This window comes from Sphingobacterium sp. UBA5996 (genome assembly GCF_002429765.1).
In the GTDB taxonomy this organism is placed as follows: domain Bacteria; phylum Bacteroidota; class Bacteroidia; order Sphingobacteriales; family Sphingobacteriaceae; genus Sphingobacterium.
This window is the reverse complement of sequence record NZ_DJAS01000021.1, coordinates 1-19,600: the sequence shown is the minus strand read 5'-3', so window position 1 is coordinate 19,600 and position 19,600 is coordinate 1. Positions and strand designations below refer to the sequence as shown.

General features: G+C 40.4%; 24 protein-coding genes. 15 read left to right on the top strand and 9 right to left on the bottom strand.

Features of this window, described 5'->3' with window-relative positions; translation table 11 throughout:
• Positions 1 to 40 precede the first annotated feature (40 nt).
• The 5 genes from dinB (at position 41) to B3E00_RS15070 (ending at position 5,748) form a co-directional block, all read left to right on the top strand.
• Positions 41 to 1,282, top strand: a complete 1,242-nt coding sequence (gene dinB, locus B3E00_RS15090) for a DNA polymerase IV (protein WP_293939102.1) — start codon at positions 41 to 43, stop codon at positions 1,280 to 1,282.
• Positions 1,263 to 4,199 carry a DNA polymerase III subunit alpha gene (locus tag B3E00_RS15085; protein ID WP_293939100.1) on the top strand — a complete coding sequence of 979 codons (2,937 nt, stop codon included), beginning with the start codon at positions 1,263 to 1,265 and terminating at the stop codon, positions 4,197 to 4,199. Before dinB ends, B3E00_RS15085 begins: the two co-directional genes overlap by 20 nt.
• A gap of 78 nt (positions 4,200 to 4,277) precedes the next feature.
• On the top strand, positions 4,278 to 4,766 hold the full coding sequence (locus tag B3E00_RS15080) for a helix-turn-helix transcriptional regulator (protein ID WP_293939098.1): 489 nt from the start codon (positions 4,278 to 4,280) through the stop codon (positions 4,764 to 4,766).
• A 149-nt stretch (positions 4,767 to 4,915) separates the two neighbouring features.
• Positions 4,916 to 5,419 (top strand): nucleotidyl transferase AbiEii/AbiGii toxin family protein, encoded by a 504-nt coding sequence (locus B3E00_RS15075; RefSeq protein ID WP_293939341.1) that lies wholly within the window; start codon positions 4,916 to 4,918, stop codon positions 5,417 to 5,419.
• A 2-nt stretch (positions 5,420 to 5,421) separates the two neighbouring features.
• Positions 5,422 to 5,748 carry a hypothetical protein gene (locus tag B3E00_RS15070; protein WP_293939096.1) on the top strand — a complete coding sequence of 109 codons (327 nt, stop codon included), beginning with the start codon at positions 5,422 to 5,424 and terminating at the stop codon, positions 5,746 to 5,748.
• 54 nt (positions 5,749 to 5,802) lie between these two features.
• Here B3E00_RS15070 and B3E00_RS15065 read toward each other — a convergent pair whose 3' ends face one another.
• The gene (locus B3E00_RS15065; protein ID WP_293939094.1) at positions 5,803 to 6,579 is read right to left on the bottom strand and encodes a helix-turn-helix domain-containing protein; all 777 of its coding nucleotides are present in this window, start codon (positions 6,577 to 6,579) and stop codon (positions 5,803 to 5,805) included.
• Between the two features lie 81 nt (positions 6,580 to 6,660).
• On the opposite strand from B3E00_RS15065, the gene B3E00_RS15060 reads away from it, so the two are divergent.
• From B3E00_RS15060 to B3E00_RS15050, 3 genes are all read left to right on the top strand, one after another.
• Complete coding sequence (locus B3E00_RS15060; protein WP_293939093.1) at positions 6,661 to 7,794, top strand: 2-isopropylmalate synthase; 1,134 nt, start codon at positions 6,661 to 6,663, stop codon at positions 7,792 to 7,794.
• A 252-nt stretch (positions 7,795 to 8,046) separates the two neighbouring features.
• A complete protein-coding gene (locus tag B3E00_RS15055; protein WP_209575300.1) occupies positions 8,047 to 8,787 on the top strand; it encodes an SDR family oxidoreductase in 741 nt (246 codons plus the stop codon).
• Positions 8,788 to 8,808: 21 nt separating this feature from the next.
• Entirely contained in the window at positions 8,809 to 9,336 is a 528-nt protein-coding gene (locus tag B3E00_RS15050) for a hypothetical protein (protein ID WP_293939090.1), read from the top strand.
• Positions 9,337 to 9,699: 363 nt separating this feature from the next.
• Here the strand turns inward: B3E00_RS15050 and B3E00_RS15045 are convergent, their stop codons facing one another.
• From B3E00_RS15045 to B3E00_RS22245, 6 genes are all read right to left on the bottom strand, one after another.
• Positions 9,700 to 10,002 (bottom strand): hypothetical protein, encoded by a 303-nt coding sequence (locus tag B3E00_RS15045; RefSeq protein ID WP_293939088.1) that lies wholly within the window; start codon positions 10,000 to 10,002, stop codon positions 9,700 to 9,702.
• 214 nt (positions 10,003 to 10,216) lie between these two features.
• Positions 10,217 to 10,570, bottom strand: coding sequence for a hypothetical protein (locus B3E00_RS15040; protein WP_293939087.1), 354 nt, complete (start codon positions 10,568 to 10,570; stop codon positions 10,217 to 10,219).
• 4 nt (positions 10,571 to 10,574) lie between these two features.
• A complete protein-coding gene (locus tag B3E00_RS15035; RefSeq protein ID WP_293888486.1) occupies positions 10,575 to 10,928 on the bottom strand; it encodes a hypothetical protein in 354 nt (117 codons plus the stop codon).
• Between the two features lie 122 nt (positions 10,929 to 11,050).
• Complete coding sequence (locus tag B3E00_RS15030) at positions 11,051 to 11,536, bottom strand: hypothetical protein (RefSeq protein ID WP_293939085.1); 486 nt, start codon at positions 11,534 to 11,536, stop codon at positions 11,051 to 11,053.
• 255 nt (positions 11,537 to 11,791) lie between these two features.
• The gene (locus tag B3E00_RS15025) at positions 11,792 to 12,517 is read right to left on the bottom strand and encodes a hypothetical protein (RefSeq protein ID WP_293939083.1); all 726 of its coding nucleotides are present in this window, start codon (positions 12,515 to 12,517) and stop codon (positions 11,792 to 11,794) included.
• Positions 12,518 to 12,838: 321 nt separating this feature from the next.
• Entirely contained in the window at positions 12,839 to 12,991 is a 153-nt protein-coding gene (locus B3E00_RS22245) for an IS3 family transposase (RefSeq protein ID WP_414712421.1), read from the bottom strand.
• Positions 12,992 to 13,312: 321 nt separating this feature from the next.
• On the opposite strand from B3E00_RS22245, the gene B3E00_RS15020 reads away from it, so the two are divergent.
• From B3E00_RS15020 to B3E00_RS15005, 4 genes are all read left to right on the top strand, one after another.
• A complete protein-coding gene (locus B3E00_RS15020; protein WP_293939082.1) occupies positions 13,313 to 14,311 on the top strand; it encodes an Rpn family recombination-promoting nuclease/putative transposase in 999 nt (332 codons plus the stop codon).
• 84 nt (positions 14,312 to 14,395) lie between these two features.
• Positions 14,396 to 14,869, top strand: a complete 474-nt coding sequence (locus B3E00_RS15015) for a hypothetical protein (RefSeq protein WP_293939081.1) — start codon at positions 14,396 to 14,398, stop codon at positions 14,867 to 14,869.
• Positions 14,870 to 14,980: 111 nt separating this feature from the next.
• Positions 14,981 to 15,778, top strand: a complete 798-nt coding sequence (locus B3E00_RS15010) for an SOS response-associated peptidase (protein WP_293939079.1) — start codon at positions 14,981 to 14,983, stop codon at positions 15,776 to 15,778.
• An 11-nt stretch (positions 15,779 to 15,789) separates the two neighbouring features.
• Positions 15,790 to 16,188, top strand: coding sequence for a hypothetical protein (locus B3E00_RS15005; protein ID WP_293939078.1), 399 nt, complete (start codon positions 15,790 to 15,792; stop codon positions 16,186 to 16,188).
• A gap of 104 nt (positions 16,189 to 16,292) precedes the next feature.
• Here the strand turns inward: B3E00_RS15005 and B3E00_RS15000 are convergent, their stop codons facing one another.
• Positions 16,293 to 17,315, bottom strand: a complete 1,023-nt coding sequence (locus B3E00_RS15000; protein WP_293939076.1) for a hypothetical protein — start codon at positions 17,313 to 17,315, stop codon at positions 16,293 to 16,295.
• Between the two features lie 256 nt (positions 17,316 to 17,571).
• On the opposite strand from B3E00_RS15000, the gene B3E00_RS14995 reads away from it, so the two are divergent.
• Positions 17,572 to 17,958: a hypothetical protein gene (locus B3E00_RS14995; protein WP_293939074.1), complete on the top strand. Its 387-nt coding sequence runs from the start codon at positions 17,572 to 17,574 to the stop codon at positions 17,956 to 17,958.
• 147 nt (positions 17,959 to 18,105) lie between these two features.
• Here the strand turns inward: B3E00_RS14995 and B3E00_RS14990 are convergent, their stop codons facing one another.
• On the bottom strand, positions 18,106 to 18,501 hold the full coding sequence (locus B3E00_RS14990; RefSeq protein ID WP_293939073.1) for a hypothetical protein: 396 nt from the start codon (positions 18,499 to 18,501) through the stop codon (positions 18,106 to 18,108).
• A gap of 249 nt (positions 18,502 to 18,750) precedes the next feature.
• Here B3E00_RS14990 and B3E00_RS14985 point away from each other — a divergent pair, with 249 nt between their 5' ends.
• Complete coding sequence (locus B3E00_RS14985) at positions 18,751 to 18,957, top strand: hypothetical protein (protein WP_293939072.1); 207 nt, start codon at positions 18,751 to 18,753, stop codon at positions 18,955 to 18,957.
• 37 nt (positions 18,958 to 18,994) lie between these two features.
• Positions 18,995 to 19,600 (top strand): hypothetical protein (locus B3E00_RS14980; protein ID WP_293939070.1); only part of this gene is annotated, 606 nt, incomplete at its 3' end.

Sequence of the window (19,600 nt, the reverse complement as noted above, 5' to 3'; positions counted from 1 at the left end):
TGCCCTCTTGGTTGTTTGCTAATAATATTAGTAATTTTGAATGCAGCAACTACCAAAAATCAAAACGCACAATGAAGTGCTTTTGGCACAATTGAAAAACATGGAGAGGAGTATAGTACATTGTGATCTTGATACATTTTTTGTATCTGTCGAGCGCTTGCAGAACAGCAAGCTCATCGGAGTACCTGTGCTTATAGGAGGAAGCAGTGACCGTGGGGTAGTTGCCTCTTGTTCCTATGAAGCCCGTAAGTTTGGCGTGCATTCCGCTATGCCGATGCGGCTGGCCCTGCGCATGTGTCCCGAAGCAGTAGTCGTACGGGGCGATCACGATCGCTATAGTCACTATTCCGGCATCGTCACGCAAATCATTGAAGAAGACACGCCCATTGTCGAAAAAGCCAGTATAGACGAGCATTATCTAGATGTCTCCGGTATGGACCGTTTTTTTGGTTGTTGGAAATGGACACAGGAGCTCCGCCAGCGCATTATCAAGGAAACTGGACTTCCCATCAGTTTTGGCCTGTCGGTCAACAAAACAGTTTCTAAGATTGCTACAGGCACGGCCAAACCCTGCGGCGAAAAGCAGGTGCAGCATGGTACCGAAAAAGGCTTCCTCGCACCGCTATCCATCCGCAAAATCCCAATGGTAGGCGAGAAGTCCTTTACCTTACTCCGGAATATGGGAATTTCTAAGATCGGTACCTTGCAGCAGATGGAGGTGTTCACCATGCAAAAGGTCCTCGGGGAAAACGGGATCAATATCTGGCGCAAAGCCAATGGTCTCGATGATTCCCTGGTGGTACCTTTTCGGGAGCAAAAGTCCATGTCCAAAGAAAATACCTTTCAGCAGGATACGATCGATATGGATGTACTCCGCCGCACCCTGATCGGTATGGTCGATACACTGGCCTTTGATCTGCGCAAAGAGCAGAAGCTGACCAGCTGTGTCACCCTCAAGATCCGTTACAGCAACTTTGATACCCATACGCAGCAGTTGCAGATCGGTTATACCAATTCGGATCGAAAGCTTACCGATGTGGTGCTTTCACTCTTCAAGAAACTGTATAGCCGCAGGATGCTGATACGCCTTATCGGGATTAAGTTCTCGGGTTTAATTTACGGATCCTATCAGACCGACCTCTTCGACGATAGCGCCGAGGAGGTCAATCTGATGCAGGCCATGGACAAGATCCGAAAACGCTATGGCGCCGAATTTCTGATGAAGGCCATCTGTGCGCCGCTGCCGGAGAAAGGAGGGGATCATGCTCTTAAATCTACATAGTTACTATAGCCTGCGCTTTGGCACGCTCAGCCTGCAGGATCTTATCTCGGGCATGCTTGCTGGCGGTTATGATACCGCCGTACTTACCGATATCAATAACAGTTCCGGTTCGCTTGACTTTATTAAGCTGGGGCGGGCCGCAGGATTGAACCTGCTCGCCGGCATGGAGTTTCGCCACGACGATCAACTTTGTTTCGTCGCCATCGCCAAGAACGAAAAGGGCTTTCGGGAGATCAATGACTATCGGACCAAGCTTAATATGGAAAACCGTGCTGTACCCGAGCGTGCACCCGAATTCGAACAGGTCTTTGTCATCTATCCCCTTAGCAAACTCAATGCTTTTCCGCTAAAGGACTACGAATACATTGGCATCAGACCCATTGAGCGTACACGTGTCCAGTTGATGGACCGAAAGGTGCTTGACCGCTGTGTTATCCTGGCACCAGTGAGTTTTCGTCAGGACGACTATACCTTACATCGGCAATTAAGGGCCATTGACAACAACCTGCTGATTTCGCAACTGAGCCCGGATCAGACTGCAGCCGAGGACGAGGTATTTATCCCCCGGGTTAAGCTGATGCGGTTATTTTCGGATCTGCCGCAGCTGCTCGCCAATACAAACCGCATACTGGGCCAGTGTTCTTTCAGTTTTGATTTTACCAGCGTCAAGAATAAAGAAACCTTTACGGGCAATCGCTACAACGATAAGCAACTCCTGCACAAATACTGCATAGACGGCTTCTCCAGGCGCTATGGTCGTCAGGACCGGGTGGCCACCGAACGCATTCAGCGCGAGCTTGAGATTATCGAAAACTTGCGTTTCTCCAGTTATTTCCTCATCACCGACGAGATCTGCCGCTATGCACGAGGGCGCAATTTTCACTATGTAGGCCGTGGATCGGGAGCCAATTCTGCAGTGGCTTATTGCTTGGGGATAACCGATGTTGATCCCATTGCGCTCAACCTACCTTTTGAGCGTTTTCTTAACCCCAAGCGCAAGAGTCCGCCAGACTTTGATATCGATTTCAGCTGGAACGAACGTGATGAGATTTATGATTTTATTTTTAATCGTTATCAGACAGGTCATACCGCACTTATGGGCGCTATGAGTACGTTTCGTTCGCGGAGTATCTTGCGCGAGCTGGGTAAAGTGTATGGACTACCCAAGGCCGAGATCGACCGCTTGGTGCATGAGCCCGAGCATATGCTCAACAAGAATGAGGTGACCAATACCATTCTGAGCGTCTACAACCGCATGGCCGACTTTCCCAACCAGCGCACCATCCATGCCAGCGGCGTGCTCATCTCCGAGGAACCATTGACCTTTTATTCGGCGATGGACAATCCGCCAAAAGGGTTGCCGACCGTGCAATTTGATATGTATGTGGCCGAAGATATCGGCTTCGAGAAGTTTGATATCCTTTCGCAGCGCGGCATCGGCCATATCAAAGATTGCCGTACCATTGTGCGGGAAAACTTGGGGGTCGTCATCGATACCGACAATCCCAAGCGTTTCTTTCAGGATGCCCATATTGCAGCGCAATTAAAATCGGCCAATACCATCGGCTGTTTCTATATCGAGAGTCCGGCCATGCGGCAGCTGCTCACCAAGCTGCGTTGCGATGATTACCTGACTTTGGTGGCTGCCTCATCCATTATTCGGCCAGGTGTAGCCAGTTCGGGCATGATGAGCGAGTACATCCGTCGGCATCACGACCCCGCGACGGTCGTCTATCCACACCCTGTATTTAAAGAGCAGCTCGAAGAGACCTATGGCGTAATGGTCTATCAGGAAGATGTAATGAAAATTGCCAATGCCTATGGTGGACTCGATATGGCCGATGCCGATGTGCTGCGGCGGATGATGTCGGGCAAATACCGGAGCAAAGATCACCTGACCGAAATTGAGGATAAGTTCTTTTCAAACTGTAAGGCCAAGGGGTACCCCGAAAAAACCAGCCGCGAGATCTGGCGGCAGATGGAAAGCTTTGCGGGCTATTCCTTCAACAAGGCGCATTCAGCATCCTTTGCAGTAGAGAGTTATCAGAGTCTTTTCCTCAAGACCTACTATCCTTTGGAGTTTATGGTTGCGGTTCTCAACAATTATGGTGGCTTTTACAACCGTAAGGTCTATGTCAATGAGGCCCGAATTTCAGGTGGCAATATCTGCCTGCCCTGTGTCAATCAGTCGGTATTTAATACCTCCATTCGGGGTAAAGATATTTACCTCGGTTTTGACTGCCTGCTCAATTTGGAAGGTAAACTGGCCCATCGCATTATTGAGGAGCGCGAAGCCAATGGCACGTATACGAGTCTGGAGAACTTTGTTAAACGGACACAGACCGGTATTGAGCAGGTCGTTATCCTGATCCGCGTTGGAGCCTTGCGCTTTACGGGGACGGGCAAAAAGCAACTGCTGTGGGCGGCACATCTGATGATGAGCAAGCATAAGCCTGTGGCAGCGGGTATAGCACTGTTTGAGACCGAGAGTCGCAAGCCTATACTGCCACCTTTGGAAGAAGATATCCTGGAGGATTATTACGACGAGATGGAGCTGATCGGCTTTTGCGTCACAGGAACCCTTTTTGATCTTGCCAAAAGCGATTACCGTGGCGATATGCCGGCCCGGGAACTCTATCTGCATGAAGGTAAAATAATTCGGATAGTGGGGGACTTTGTCTGTGAAAAATTTGTCAAGACCAAGCGCGGCGACCTAATGAAATTCGGCACTTTCCTCGATGCCGAGGGACGCTTTTTTGATACGGTACACTTTCCACAAACACTGGTGAAATATCCGCTCCTTGGTGCAGGAATCTATTTGATCGAAGGTAAAGTTGTTGTCGAATATGGCTGTCCATCTATCGAGGTGATACGCTGTGCCAAGATGCCGCTAAAGCCCGATCCGCGGAGTGAATAATGAACTTCTGAGTCATATCATTAAAGAATTTTTATGTGTAGCTGTAAGTGTGTAATCAATTTTGATTACATTTGTATTATGGAAAAAAGTATGGAACGTTTTAAAGGAATTCATCCAGGGCTTATCTTAGAAAGAGAGCTTAAAAGGCGTGCGATTAAGCCAAGTCCATTTGCCCGCTCTATAGATACACAAAGACAAATATTCAATGCAATCATAAAAGGTAAACGCGGCATTCCAGTACCTTTATCATTGAAAGTTGACCAGGCACTAGGAATTGAAGAAGGGACTTTTGCGTTGTTACAAACTTTTTATGAAATAAAAAATGCTAAAATAAAGATTGGAAGTATAAACAAGCCAGATTTGACTACTTTGCGAAAAGTTCTTTTTTGGGACACTGATGTCAATAAAATAGATTGGGAAAAACAGGCTAAAGCCGTAATTCATCGTATTTTCGAAAGGGGAAATCAAGAAGAGAAAAATGAGATACTAAGGTTTTATGGCAAGGAGCAAGTTCAGCAGGCTTTATCTGAACCAACAACAGTTCCAATGTTGTTGCATAAACATTAGCGCAAATAATTATGTTATATTATAATACTGTTAATCACCTATTAAGAGATACACTATTAACACTAATGAAAGCGGATATTTTTTCAACTTTTCGATTGGTTGGGGGAACCGCTTTAAGCTTGCATTTAGGCCATAGGTAATCTGTCGATATTGATCTTTTCTCGGATGTTCCATATGGTAGTTTAGACTTTGAGTCAATTGACAATTACTTGAAAGATACTTTTTCGTATGTCGATCACTTGTCCAATATTGCTCCCGCTATGGGAAAGTCTTATACGATTGGAAATGATAAAAACAACAGCGTTAAATTGGACGTTTTCTATGCAGACCCGTTCATTCAAGAACTTATCGAAGAAGATAATATTCGTTTAGCCTCAATCGAAGAAATTATTGCCATGAAGCTCGATGTGATTCAGCGAGGAGGACGTAAAAAAGATTTTTGGGATTTACACGAGTTATTAGATAAGTATTCGATTTCACAAATGGTTGCATTACATGAAGAGCGATATCCGTTTTCTCACGATGAGAAAACGATCTTGATTAACTTAATCAATTTTGAAAATGCTGATAATGACTTTGATCCTGTGTGTTTAAAAGGTAAATATTGGGAATTTATTAAAGCTGATTTTGAGGAAGTAATAGGTAAGATTTAGTTGTGGGATTCAGACTGGGAGCAAAGGAGGGAAGAGCCTTGCAGCTGCCGCAAGACGCCGATAAAATCGAACGCTTGTTAACAACAGCATCAGGCTATCGGATCTTCCACAATCCTATCAAGGAAGAGAACTGGGATAAGCGTATGCTCAAGCTCTACGAAAAAAATATTGCCCATTACCTACGTACCAAAACCAAGTTTCAACGCAAAAATCTCATCTACCTCCTATTCTTAGCATATGGCCGGGTAGTGGCTACGATTACCGATGGATCCAGCCCGGGTTGGTTAAGTCTGGTCACTAAAGATGGGCCTTTGGCGCAAAAGATGTGACGTTTTCACAAAACGAATTAGAAGCAGCTATAAAATATATTCTATGAGATTATGTTATAGTCTCGCGCGATACTGCTGAGGTGATAGTCCAAAATATTCCTTGAATAGATTGGAAAAGTTCGGTACACTTTCATACCCAATTTGATAAACAATCTCAGCGATATGCATATCCTTATTTTCCAATAATTGAAGCGCCTTTAGAAGGCGATGTTGTTTTATAAACTGGAATATGGTGATCTGCATTTCTTTCTTAAACTGTCTAAAAAGTGTCCGCTCCGAAAGAAAAAAATTAGCGCTAATCTCAGGGATTGACAATTTATTGTCGAGATGTTGGAGGATATACGTGCATACCTGTATCATCAATTCACTTTTTGCAGGCGTAATTTGCAACAGGATCGGTTTTGCCAATAGTATGGGGAGCATAGACTTAAAGGCCTCTAAGGTGGATGCGGTCAACGTGTCATGGTCTTTCAGCTTCCAATGTTGTTGGCCAAAAAGCAAAAAATGATTCAACAATTCATTTGATGGATACACCTTAACGTCGTCGTGCATATTTTTCATATCGACAAAAATGGTTTTTAGTGACAGTTGCTGGGAGCGGGAAATGAGTTTGTGCGGGACATGTGCTGGAATATATACAAAGAAAGTACTCGGTACACAGAAGCTGGCTTTTTCTGTATAGATAAAGAGGGTACCATTTGTTGGGCTAAGTACCTGTACTTGTTCATGAGCATGCATTTCTGTATTGAATTGTCCATAGTTACGTAATTCAATTGTGCCATCGCAGAAGATCTTGGCACATTGAACGAACGGGATGGTGGATTTTGGCATTATTGAATAACAATTGTTTTATTTTCAAATATATTAAATTTTATAGTTCTGGTACTTTTGAGCTATAGAAATAAGTTGAATATGAAAAAAGTTAAGATTTTTGATACTACTTTACGTGATGGAGAACAGGGGCCGGGCTGCCAATTGACACTGAATGATAAATTAGAAATTGCTGAAAAACTCGATGCAATGGGGGTAGATGTGATAGAAGCAGGGTTTCCAATAAGTTCACCTGGAGATTTTAAGGCAGTCACAGCGGTTTGTAAACTGGTGAAAAGGGCAACCGTCTGTGCATTAGCTAGGGCCAATAGGAAAGATATTGAAGAGGCCTCTTTGGCCTTGAGTACCGCCAAGGTGGCACGGATTCAGCTCGGAATTGGAACATCGGACATTCATATTAAACATAAGTTTAATACCACTCGTGAGGTAATCTTGGCAAAAGCGTATGAGATGGTGGCCTATGCTTCTGATAAATGTGATGAAGTACAATTTTTTGCTGAAGATGCTGGCCGCGCTGACAACGATTTTTTGGTTCAAATGACCAATACGGTGGTTGAAGCGGGCGCAAAAGTTGTAAATCTTCCTGATACCAATGGTTTTTGTACACCCTTTGAGTACTTTGAAAAGATAGCCTATGTAAACCAGAATAGAAGGGAAAAAGAGAACGCAATTCTTTCTGTCCACTGTCATAATGATCTAGGTATGGCTACAGCGAATAGTATAGCTGGGTTAATGGCAGGTGCGCTTCAGGTGGAAGGAACGATTAATGGTGTGGGAGAACGTGCGGGAAATGCTGCCTTGGAAGAAATTATTTTGACACTCATTGTAAAGGAAAATCTAGGTATTGCAACCGGAATTGATCCAAAATATATTGTAGAATTAAGTAGTATGGTAGAACGGGCAATGTCAAATCCTGTACAGGCCAATAAGGCCATTGTCGGCAAAAATGCTTTCGCGCATTCTTCCGGCATCCACCAGGATGGCGTATTGAAAGACCGTAGAAACTATGAAATTATTGATCCCCAAATCATAGGAGGAAAGTTGCCTGAATTGTTTTTATCGGCAAGGAGTGGACGTGCCGCATTGAAAGATCGATTAAAAAATATGAAAATAGATTTCCCTGCTGAACATTTTGAAAGTATCTATAGCCGATTTCTTGTTTTGGCAGATCAGAAACGTTTTATTGAAGATAGCGACCTCCGACGTTTGGTTTAGGCGTACAATAACCTGATGGCAATCCATTGTAGAATATTTGCTTACAGAAACTCACAAGGAAATTTTTTCTTTGATTACATGTCGTAAAAGAATATGGCGAAAAAACAGAGGGCTGAGGAAAGAGCAAAACTTGCTGAAATTAAAAGTATGCTAAACTTGAGAGGTGCTTGATTCTTACCCACTACTGTTTGAATTCGCCTATTTTCTAAATTTAATTAAAGTTACCTTTGCATGGATATTAAGAGAAATATTATGAAAAGACTAAATGGAAAAGTCGCCTTAGTGACAGGATCATCCAGAGGAATCGGAGCAGTTACCGCAATAGCCTTGGCAGAAAACGGAGCAAAAGTGATCGTGAATTATAATGGAAGCAAAAATGCTGCAGACGAAATTGTTGAGAAAATTAAATCCAGCGGTGCCGAAGCGATTGCTTTAAAAGCAGATGTAAGCAAAGAAGCCGAAGTGGAAAATCTTTTTAATGAAGCCATTGCAGCTTTCGGTAAATTGGACATACTCATCAATAATGCTGGCATTATGATGACCAAACCTATCGCACAAACGTCGACCGAAGATTTTGATCAGATGTTTAACATTAATGTGAAAGGCGTTTTTAACACCCTCCGTCAGGCGGCTACGAAATTGCACGATGGCGGAAGCATTGTCAACCTAACTTCTACAGTTACCCGTACACTTTTCCCTGGTTACGGCACTTATTGTGCAACAAAAGGGGCTGTGGAACAGTTTACCAGAATCTTTGCGAAAGAAATGGGCAGCCGTGGTATTAACGTGAATGCGGTCGCACCGGGACCTACCGAGACGGAACTTTTTCTGGATGGAAAATCGGAAGAGGGTGTGGCAAGATTAGCGGCCAGCAGTGCTTTTGGAAGATTGGGACAGCCTGAAGATATCGCTAACTTCATCGTCAATATGGTGAGCGAGGATTCCAAATGGGTTTCCGGGCAAATCATAGGCGCGAATGGTGCGATGGCATAATGCTGAGATTTTAATTTTACAATGAAGAACGAAAATGAATCGCTGGAAACTTTTTATAGAGAAAAGTTAGGGATACTACCCAGTGAAATTTTTAAGAAAACAGGGCACTTCAATGTGTTTTCGATGCAGGACTATACCGGTCCTGCACCTGCATTTCCGATGCCCTACAGCCGCAAAGATTATTATAAAGTCGCCTTGATCCGAGGGCCTCATATCGTTGAATATGCCGATCACACCTACTACGTAAAGCAGAACATGTTGATGTTTGCCAATCCGCAGATTCCGTACAACTGGACGCCTGAAAACATACAGCCCACGGGCGCTTTCTGCGTGTTTACGGAAGACTTTATGAAGGGATATGGCAACATCAAAAATTATCCACTTTATCAGCCAGGTGGAACTCCCATTCTCGATCTTACCGATGAGGACGTGGAACAAATAATGATACCCTACAACAAAATGTTCACGGAAATCGAATCAGATTATAGTTATAAGTATGATCTGTTGCGAAATCATCTGCAGTCTGATAAAGCTGAGGGAGATATCTAAATTATCTTTTTTTAAGCCTAAGTAACATTCCGGAAACTACAGCGATAACGCCGTAAGATAATACAATTCCTAAGCTCCACGTTTTTGATAAAATATAGCAGGTGGTAAAAATACCCATAATGGTAAGTGAAATTAAAATCGCCTTTACCCTTTTGACACTAATCTCGTAGCGATTCAATAGATAGAATAGTAATATATATACTATTAATGTAGGGAGAGATAATACGATTCCGCCTATCAATATCCAAGGGAAAAGCCACATATCATTGAATACTTCTTGGTTCTCAAACCCCATATAAGTTGAAAGGATGATTGGTGTTATTAATATTGTAGTTCCCCAATGCTTAAAAACATACGACCAGTTCATCTAATAACTCCCCTTCCAAAGTTTAGTTTTTCGTCACTCAGCCCACTGTAATCCAAAAAAGTCCAACCTTTGACAGCTGGTTCTTTGATTGCCATCAAAGTCGAGTAACTAATCATTTTTTTTGTACTGTCTGGTATTCCGAAGATAATCAATTGTGGAAAGAAGCAGTACTCAATATTTTTTAATTTGGTAATTTCCCTATCGGTATAGTTGATTACCGAATCTATTTTGACGTTATCTTTATGTATTTCTTCCATACTTTTCTTAAAACGCTTTAAGGCATTTTCTTTTCCGCCCATTGCTTTAATCAGCCTTGGCGAGGTTAAGTTTAAAGTGGCAAGTGTGTTGTTAAGAGTCGAGGCTGCGCTTATTTTAGACAATGCAACGCTAAGCTCAGGATCTTTCTAAGCGTAACTAGCTTTAAAATTGAAGATAATGGCAAATACTATTAATAAAAAGGGTTTCATTGTGCTTTGTTATTCTAAATGTCTCACTGCAGTTTGATCTAGGGTTTTATTCTTTAATATGATCTTTCAATTCTTCTTCCAAACGATAGAATAATGTTAACTCATGCTTTAGCTGGTCTTCTTCCGAAACAACTGGAGGTTGGTGAGGCTCCGAAGGGTCAAATGGGCCTTTTACAATTTCCAAAGTGACTATGTCACCCAGATGAAGTATTGTATTTAACCATTCAACATGACTTTCTGCATCCGAATCTAGGCCGCCCACACGGAACCCAAATGCGTCATTGCTACCTCCTCTACGTGCAAGAGCAGCCATCGCATGCAATACGTAGTGAGCTTTGTTAAATCCTGCTTTTGTAATCTGTTCGCCGTTTATTTTGATATTGATACCTAAATTGTCCATAAACTTATTTGATGTGGTCTTTTAGTCTTTCTTTCAGATGATAGTATTTTTCCAGTTTGTTTTTTATCATGACTTTCTGGTCTATAGCACTTTTGGTTCTCATTTTGGGTTCGTCAAAAGGAGCTTCAATCACTTCAAAAGTAATTGCATCACCCGCTTTAAGTTCGGTTCCGTACCAATAGAGATGGTCGTTCTGCTCACCATCCATTCCACTTACATTAAGTGTAAAGTCCTTACTTCCGTTATATCGCTCCGTAAGGGTTACATTGCCAATTAATACATAGTCATCTGTGTCCAATCCGGCCTTTGTGACTGGATTGCCATTGACTTTTATTTTAAGACCAAGTTTTTTATCCATAATCTTTTCTGCGGTTAGTCCTGAAATTCTTTATTATTTTCAGTCCTTAATTTTTTTAATCAACTCCTTGGCAATTGGAATATCTGCAGGAGCCAGCTTCCAGTTTAGTAGATCACTGACTTCTACCTTAATTTATATCGTGCGCCAAAATTCAAATAATTGGGATCAAACACGTCTTCATCAATATAATATTTCGCTTTATAGCCAGTATAAATCTGCAGTTTTTTTGCAATAGCGAGTTCCATACCAATTTGAACGTTTAATGGTATGTAAGTTTCCTTAACTCTCGTTCCCGACTGTTTCCATTTCTCGCTGTAAAATTCTGCCCCAACCCCTGCATTTGTATAAGCTTTGAAGATATTGCTAAAATTGATCAGGTCATAACCATAATCAGCACCAATAAATGTAATGTTTGCCGTACTGTATCCAACATTCCCTAAAATATAATTTCTGTTCTTAAGACCATATTTAACTTGAAAGCCATAATACAAATCATAGGCAGGCGATTCCAGTAACAAGTCACTATTTGCACCTACAGATAGGGAATTCTTCTGAGAATATCCTATAAATGAGATAAAACAGAAGATGATTAAAAAAATACATTTCATAAATTTAATGATAAGTTTCAATGGTATAAGTTAAAGTCCAATTTAATCCTTTTTTTTATAAATAGCCCAATTATTTCGTGGTTTGTTTAAGTTGTTTAGGCCATGCTAATGTTATTGGCTAACGTTAGGTACCATAATCGAGTTCAGGATCTAATTTTTCGTTCTTTTTACACGCCATTAATAGCGAGAGCGAAATTGCTGTCAGTAATACATTTTTTGTTCTCATTTTAATTTAGTTAAGTGAATAATGATCATTTACCATGTAATTAAATCCTCGATATCTTTAGGAATTTCCTCGCAAATGCTTTCAACAATAAAGTCTGATATAGCATTCGGATTATTGTCGAGCGGAATCTTAATCCTAAGAATTTGGAATGGGACATTGGGAATGAAACTGTTTAGGGGAGATAATACGTTCGTTCTTGATTTTGTGTAGAAAAACTCGAAATTTGAGTTCATTAAATTTGCACTTCCTTTAAAGCATTCTAAACCGGCGATAGTATATGTTGCTATATGAGATGTTGTATCAATCTGAGTTACATCAGGGGGAGATATCAACGCTTTATAAAACAATTCAGGGCCGAAATTTAAAAGAGCGACATCTTTCATCTTATTGGGGGCTTCTTTTAAATCACTTCTTACAAGTTTTTTAGTTAGATTTATAATATAATCTGGATTAGTAACTTTGACTTTTAATTCACCTTGATTGATTAAATTGTCTTTAATGATATTTTCGTTATATATTGTATCTTTCTGCAATACTAAGTTACTCTTTATATAATATACATATTGCAAATATAATTCGTTAACCTGCGGGTTGTCGAGTGGCGTTAAATACCATTTAAGTATAATTTTGCCTTTTCCCTGATCCTTAAATTGACTTTGAGACACTGCTTCCAATTTTATAGTTGCAACAAGGAAGATAGTTGAGATTGTCCTAATTATGAAGAAATTTGATATTCCTATTTTTAGTAAATTCATAAACTTAAAGGAGGTTAAACTAATTATTACTCGAATATAAGTTTAATTAACTGTAGCTGTGGCAGGAAATTATCCGTTGTAGACTTGATCTTAACATTTTGTATTTTTAACTTTTTTAAATTCTTCGAACGATTACTGATTTTCGCAGTAAATAGTCGTTTACGGTTTAAATCCAACGAAATTTTCATTTGCTTTCTCCAGATTTAAGATTGATAATTCATTATGGGCTATTGTATCTCAAAATATACCAATTTTTCAAAAGGAGATATCAAGGTTAAATAAGGATCACTGTGGAATTGCAACAATAAAATGGATACCTAGTTAAGCTGCAATATTTTGTTTATTTACTTTTCTAGCAAACTCCTCTGGAGGTAAGTATTCTAAGGCAGCATGTTGCCTTTTTCGGTTGTACGAAGCCTGAATATATTCAGAGACAATAAGTGCAGCTTGCTCCCTGTAAGCTTTTTCAATCAACTCGTTCGCAATTGGAATGTCTGCGGGAGCCAGCTTCCAGTTTTGTAGACCACTGAATTTTACCCATTCAATTAAATCATGATCTGTGGAATCTATTCGTGGAATCTTTGATTGACAGGTTTAGCTTTAAACTTCCCACATACCGGAACGAAAAGTAGTCGGGCAAATTCCCGTCGGATTAATAGATAAGATCTGAATTCTGATTAGCTAACTGTTCTTTTATAATCTTAAAATAGCATAATATTTTGTGCTAAAAATATTAGTAATAATGTATTTATTTACTTATATTTGCATTGTTAACCAATTTAAAAACAATGTATTATGAGTGAATTAAAACAGTCGAAATATATCGATATCACGACAGATTATGGCTTTAAAAAAGTTTTCGGATCAGATACTAATAAGGATCTTCTCATCGCTTTCTTAAACGAGCTCTTTAGAGGTCGCAAGGTTATTGCTGACCTGTATTATAACAAAAATGAACATGTCGGTGATACAGCGGATATCGGTACCGTTATTTTTGATCTGACCTGTACGGCAGACAATGGGGAACGGTTTATTATTGAAGTGCAGCGCACGTCGCAGGTTAATTTGAAAAAGCGCATGCTCTACTACAGTAGTAAATTAATTTCCGATCAGGCACCTAAAGGCAACCGAAGGGCTTGGAATTATGCAATTAGCGAAGTCTATATCATTGTATTGATGGATGGATTTGCAATGCCTGATGCGGGGGAGGAGAAGTATTTTTTACACGATATTTGTTTATGTTATCGAGATCATGGTAAAATATTTTATGACGATTTAGGGTTTATATACGTAGAATTGGTTAACTTTGTTAAAGCTGAGGCAGAGTTAGTTAATGATTTAGATCGTTGGCTTTATGTACTCAAAAATATGTCTTCGCTAAATGGACTCTCCACTTATTTGCGTAAGCCTATTTTTGAGAAGTTATTTCAGTTAGCAGAGTATAGCAAACTAAAACCGGAGGAACGAGAGATGTACAACGTAAGTTTAAGGAATAAATGGGATGCCGAGAGTATCCGAAGTAGTCAGGAGGAGCAATTGAGACGAGCGCGGGAAAAAGCAATGGCTGAAGGAAGAGCTGAAGGAAGAGCTGAAGGAAGAGCTGAAGGAATAGCCGAAGGAATAGCCGAAGGAGAGGCTAAAGGAAAAGCAGAGGGAGAAGTTATGGGAAAAGCGGAAGTAATAAAAAATCTTTTGTCTTCGAATAAGTTTTCGATATCGGAAATTGCCGAATTAGCGGAGGTCACTGTAGAGTTTGTAAAGCAGATCGAGGCAGAGAAGGCTAAAGGAAAATAAAACAGATTACAATATAAGATTTAAAGGCCGCCTGGAAAATATCCAGGCGGCCTTTTTTGTGATTATAAATCCTTTCTTCGTCCTATGCTGTACAATCCCTTTGAACAAGTCACCAAAAGTTCGTTTCGCGAGCTCGTCGAGTCGGACTATGCCGATTTTGTGCTGCAGCGCTTTGAGTGGCCCGATGTCAAGGAAAAGACAGGCTTTCTGCTTACGCCTTATGATGATAAGGAAAGCGCCGATCAGCATGCCTGTCAACTGGGGGCAAAGGAGGGAAGAGCCTTGCAGTTGCCGCAGGATGCCGATAAGATCGAAAGCTTGTTAACGACAGGATCAGGCTATCGGATTTTTCTCAATCGCATCAAGGAGGAGAACTGGGATAAGCGTATGCTTAAGCTCTATGAGAAAAATATTGTCAATTACCTGCGTACCAAGACCAGGTTTCAGCGCAAAAATCCCATTGATATTTTATTCTCCCTAGAATATGGTCGGGTAGTGGCTACCATTACCGATGGACAGACCCAAAAGAAAGTATTTGCTATAGAGATCCTTCGGTAATCAGATCCGGTCCGAACCAAAAAGCAGCCATTTTCTTGTCGTAGGGCAATCCTTATTTACAGCACAAATTGTGTATATTCGTATCAAAGCCAAACAAGAAGGGATACCATTATGTGCTGGGATATTAGCCTCCATACCGATATTGAAATTATCAAAAAGACTTTTCCGCAATTGCGAGATGAGCGTCGTCAATTGGATTACAATTATGACTATCTGGAAAACGTGCAGGCCATTACCTTTCCCAAATATCCCATCCTGTATAAGGACAAGGACTCAAGCCAGCTGGCGTTGACCGAGATGGAGTGGGGAGTATTGCCTACCTATATTGACGATCCCAAGCTGCAGGCCGATCGTCGACGCAATATGATCAATGTGCGTAGCGAGCGTATCCTGGAAGATAAAAAGTCCTATTGGTACCGTTTGCGCAAGCAACGTTGCCTTATCCCAGTGAGTGGTACCTTTGAGCATAGAGCTGTAAAGGGTTGGAAAAAGAAAGTGCCATATTTCATTGGCGAAGCGGGGAGAGAGCTATTCTATTTACCAGGTCTATATCAGTGGCATGAAACGGTGGATGAAGATGGTTTGGTTGAACGCGTAGGATCGTTTGGTATGCTCACGCGCGCAGCCAATGAGGTGATGGCCAATATCCATAATGATGGGCCCAATAAACATCGTATGCCTTTGTTCTTGCCGGAGGACCTCGAGCGTCAATGGATCGAGGATATAGACGAAGAAGATATGCCACCGATTTTCCTGTTTGAAATGCCCAATGAAAAGTTGAAGCATTACCCAGTGTATACCTTGAGAGGATATCCAAACCGCCCCGATGGTAAACACCGTTATGAGCAATTTGATTGGGAGGGATTGCCGCCATTGGGAAGTGATACGGCGCAGACTTCGTTGTTTTAAATCAATGTCCAATGGGAAGTTTAACAAAATATGTGTCAGATGATCGCCCTGAGTTCGCGGTGTTTATCGAAGATGACGATAAGGTTTGCTATGCTTACCTTTGGAAAGAAGGTGAAAATATTATTGCCCATGTTTGGCTATACAATGTAGCGCCCACTCCGAGTGAGCCAGAATTGCAAATAGAGGAGAATCATCCCTTTTTAAATTCCGAGGAATTTGTTGGAGAAAATCTTGATCCATTCGACGCTTGGTCGCCTGTTGAAGTCACTTGGGCTTTTGGGGAAGAAATAGTAGCTAAAATATTTTTATCCGAACGGTTGATCGCGAAACTTACCGCAGGCGCAAGCCCTGGTTGGTCTAGTCTGGTCACTAAAGATGGACCATTGGCGAAGAAGATGCAAAATAGTTAGACAAATGCGAGATTAATAAGAAGTCACTCAAATTTTTGAGTGACTTCTTGCTTTAAGGAACTATCACCCTTTTTTTTTCTTTAAAATACCAAAATTTTATGTTATCATAATTGATTCTTCTTTAATATTTCTAATCGCCTTTCTGGGTAAGTCAATGTTGCCTCTGATATTAGAATATCGGAACCAACAAGATCCGCTTTAATTGTTAGATAGAGTTCTTTTACGCCCATATTACCAAGAACATATTTGTGTATTAGAAAACTTGAGTTATTCCAACTCTCATCATCAAACATAGGAATTTCCACAGTTTCTGTTTTATCGTTCCCGGCTTTATTATTATCATTAAATCGCGCCATAAGTTTTACTTTATCATCCTTTACCATCCTTACCAAATCAACTTTAATAGTACCTAACGTTTCTCTAAACTTATTAGATACCTTAGGGAAATTTAATTGGGTGGTTTTGACTTTTGAACTCAATCTTAATGTATCAACGTTTTTTCCCAACATGTTTATATAATAGCCTGATGGACCGTAGTTTTCAGAAATTCTGGCAACTTGAATAACATAATACACCTCGGGATTGGCAATTACCGCAGACATTACATGTTTAGTTGCGAAGTTTATACTATCTACAGATTTTATAATATTTAATGCACTAGTTGTACTTATAGTCGAAAATTTTCCAATATCTTCTAATACCTTTGCTGGTTCTAATTTTGCACTTGTTTTTTTCTCTAATGTTATCTTTGCACTATCAGCTTTTAATGCACTATACACAAATGTACCTGCTTTTAAGCTATCCCATTCAGTAATTATATCTGTTTTAACTACGTTATGTGCGTCTACTGTAATTTTTTTTATGGATTCGCCAACAAAAAAATTTAGTCCAAACGCCACAGATCTTTCGAATTCCATTTTATTGTTTCCTGCAGATGGTTGATCCTTGACCCTTATATTAGGAGAGTTCAACACACCGGATATTGATACCTGGTCCTTTACCCTTTTATTAAACGACTTGCCGACAGCATCAGTCTGCATGGGCTCATAAGTGAACCAGATCGCATTTTGCCCGTAGGCAAAGATAGAAAGTAGTAATATACTACATGTGAAAATCATCTTTTTCATAATAATTGGTTTTTAAATGGCTATAAATTATTAGTTTATAATACTAAAATAATATTTTTTTTCTTCAATAAGAATTGTAAAGTGTTCTAATTTAGCTAGCTAAAAAAACAATATTTATAAAACTAATCACGGCTGACCAAGAGGTCAAGAGGGCAGATTTTCTAAATAATAATGGTGAAAAATAATTAGAGGACTTTTTTGAGGAAAGTGAAATTGATATTTTTGATATAAACTGAGAGTCATTAATCTACAACCAATGGGCAGTTTAATAAAATATGTATCAAATGATCATCCAGAATTCGCGGTGCTTATCGAAGATGACGATAAGTTTTGTTATCCATACTTATTGAATGACGAAAGAATAGTTGGCGATATATGGTTATACAATAGCGTTCCTACTCCGAGCGAACCTGAATGGCATAAAAGGGAAAATCTACCATTTTTAAATTCTGCAGCGTTTGTCAAAGAGAATCTTGAACCATTTGATGCGAGTTCGCCTGTCGAGGTAACCTGGGATTTTGGAGAAGAAACAGTGGCTAATATATTTTTAGCGTCCAGATTGATCGCAAAGCTAACCGTAGGATCGTGTCCAGGTTGGTCTAGCCTGGTCACTAAAGATGGGCCTTTGGCGCGGAAGATGTAAAAAATATGCTATTGAGCTATTCATTTTTATAAAGATTATTTATAACTTTAATATGTCGGTTAAAATATAAGACAGCTAGCTAGCACCTTAGTTTACTAAGGTGCTTTTGCTTTTCGTACCCCCCGGCGGTCCAATGCTAATTGTGAGCTATCTCACATAAATCTTTTGGAGGCGGCTGGTTAGCAATTCAATTTTTCCTTCCAAAATAAGATGATAAAAGTTTTCGAAACAATCCTGATAGATTACCTGTTCGAGCGATTTTATTTCATCTCGGATTTGATCCTTGGGCATTGTGCTATAGTACTTATAGTCGTCAGTTTCCTTTACATCATCGTCATCAAACCATTCATCATCCAGATACTTGTAAAGATCATTTAAGTCCGCTACATCCTGACTTGTTTGAAAACAAGGGTGAAACCAAATCCAAAAATTCTTCTGGTCTTTATAAGGATCGGGTAGTGGTACAATCACTGTACCACGGAATAAATCTCCAGGATGTTCCTTATACCTGAAGTGTGTGAACTTTTCATTTAAATTTTTCATTGATGTTATTTGAAGTGAATGCCACAAATGCCGTTCCGGATAGATTAGATTAGGTTGAAAGTTGTGTTTTGAAGAACAACTTAAAGAAATGAACAATTGTAATTCCCAATATGCCTGCGAACTTTGATGTAGATCGAAGCTTAAAGCCGGTTAACATTCGACCCAAATTGACATCTAGCCAAAACAGCTTCCCTTGAAGGTTAACAAGGGCGGCTTTTATTTGAAAAAAGTATAAAATGCTTTGACAATATGACCGAACTCAAAGAACATATCGAAATCTTTAGAGAAACTCTCGGCACTCATTTCGAAGCTTGGCGCGTACTTATTGATCCCAAGGAAAAGCTATATCCAGTTTATTGGAAATGGGATGAAGGAAAGTTTGAGCATCGAGAATTTGCTGTTGAAACCATGAAACGTAGGTATCCAAACTTGGAGATCAGATTTCATTGTTCTTAAGCGATGCAAATTTAAAAAGATTGCCTATTTTGCGTTTATGAGTTCCGAACTAGATATATACCTCAGCGCTTTTACCCATATTAAAAGAGCCAATACAAGATATGGACTGGCCCCACATAAGCCGATCTTGCTCTTGACTTTGGTTGAGCTGATCGAAAAGAGTATTGTACTTAACAACCGTTTCGAAGTCAATGTCGATCTTGTGGGATTGTTTCAGGAAAACTGGCGCCTGCTGGTGCGGACTGGCCATCAGCCAGACTTTACACAGCCATTCTATTATCTGCAGTCTGACAAGGCAGCAGGGCAAAACTTTTGGTTTTTATACCCAAATCCCGGATCTCAGATCAATGCGCATATCAAAAGTGTCAAGACACTCGCTGAAGTGGTGGCCTACGGTGCGTTTGACTATAAGCTTGCCGTGTTGCTCAGTGATCCATTAAACCGCGCCGCAGTCCGTGATCAGCTACTTTCAGCTTACTTTGTACATGAGCGTGTAGCATACTATCGGCATAAGGAATTGAATGACGGCTTTTACCATGAAGTACAATCATTCGTGCTAAATGAGCCCGAGGCACAGTACAAACATATTTCTATTCAGACAGAGGAAGATGTGTTTGTCAGATCGTATCCATCCTACCAAGTA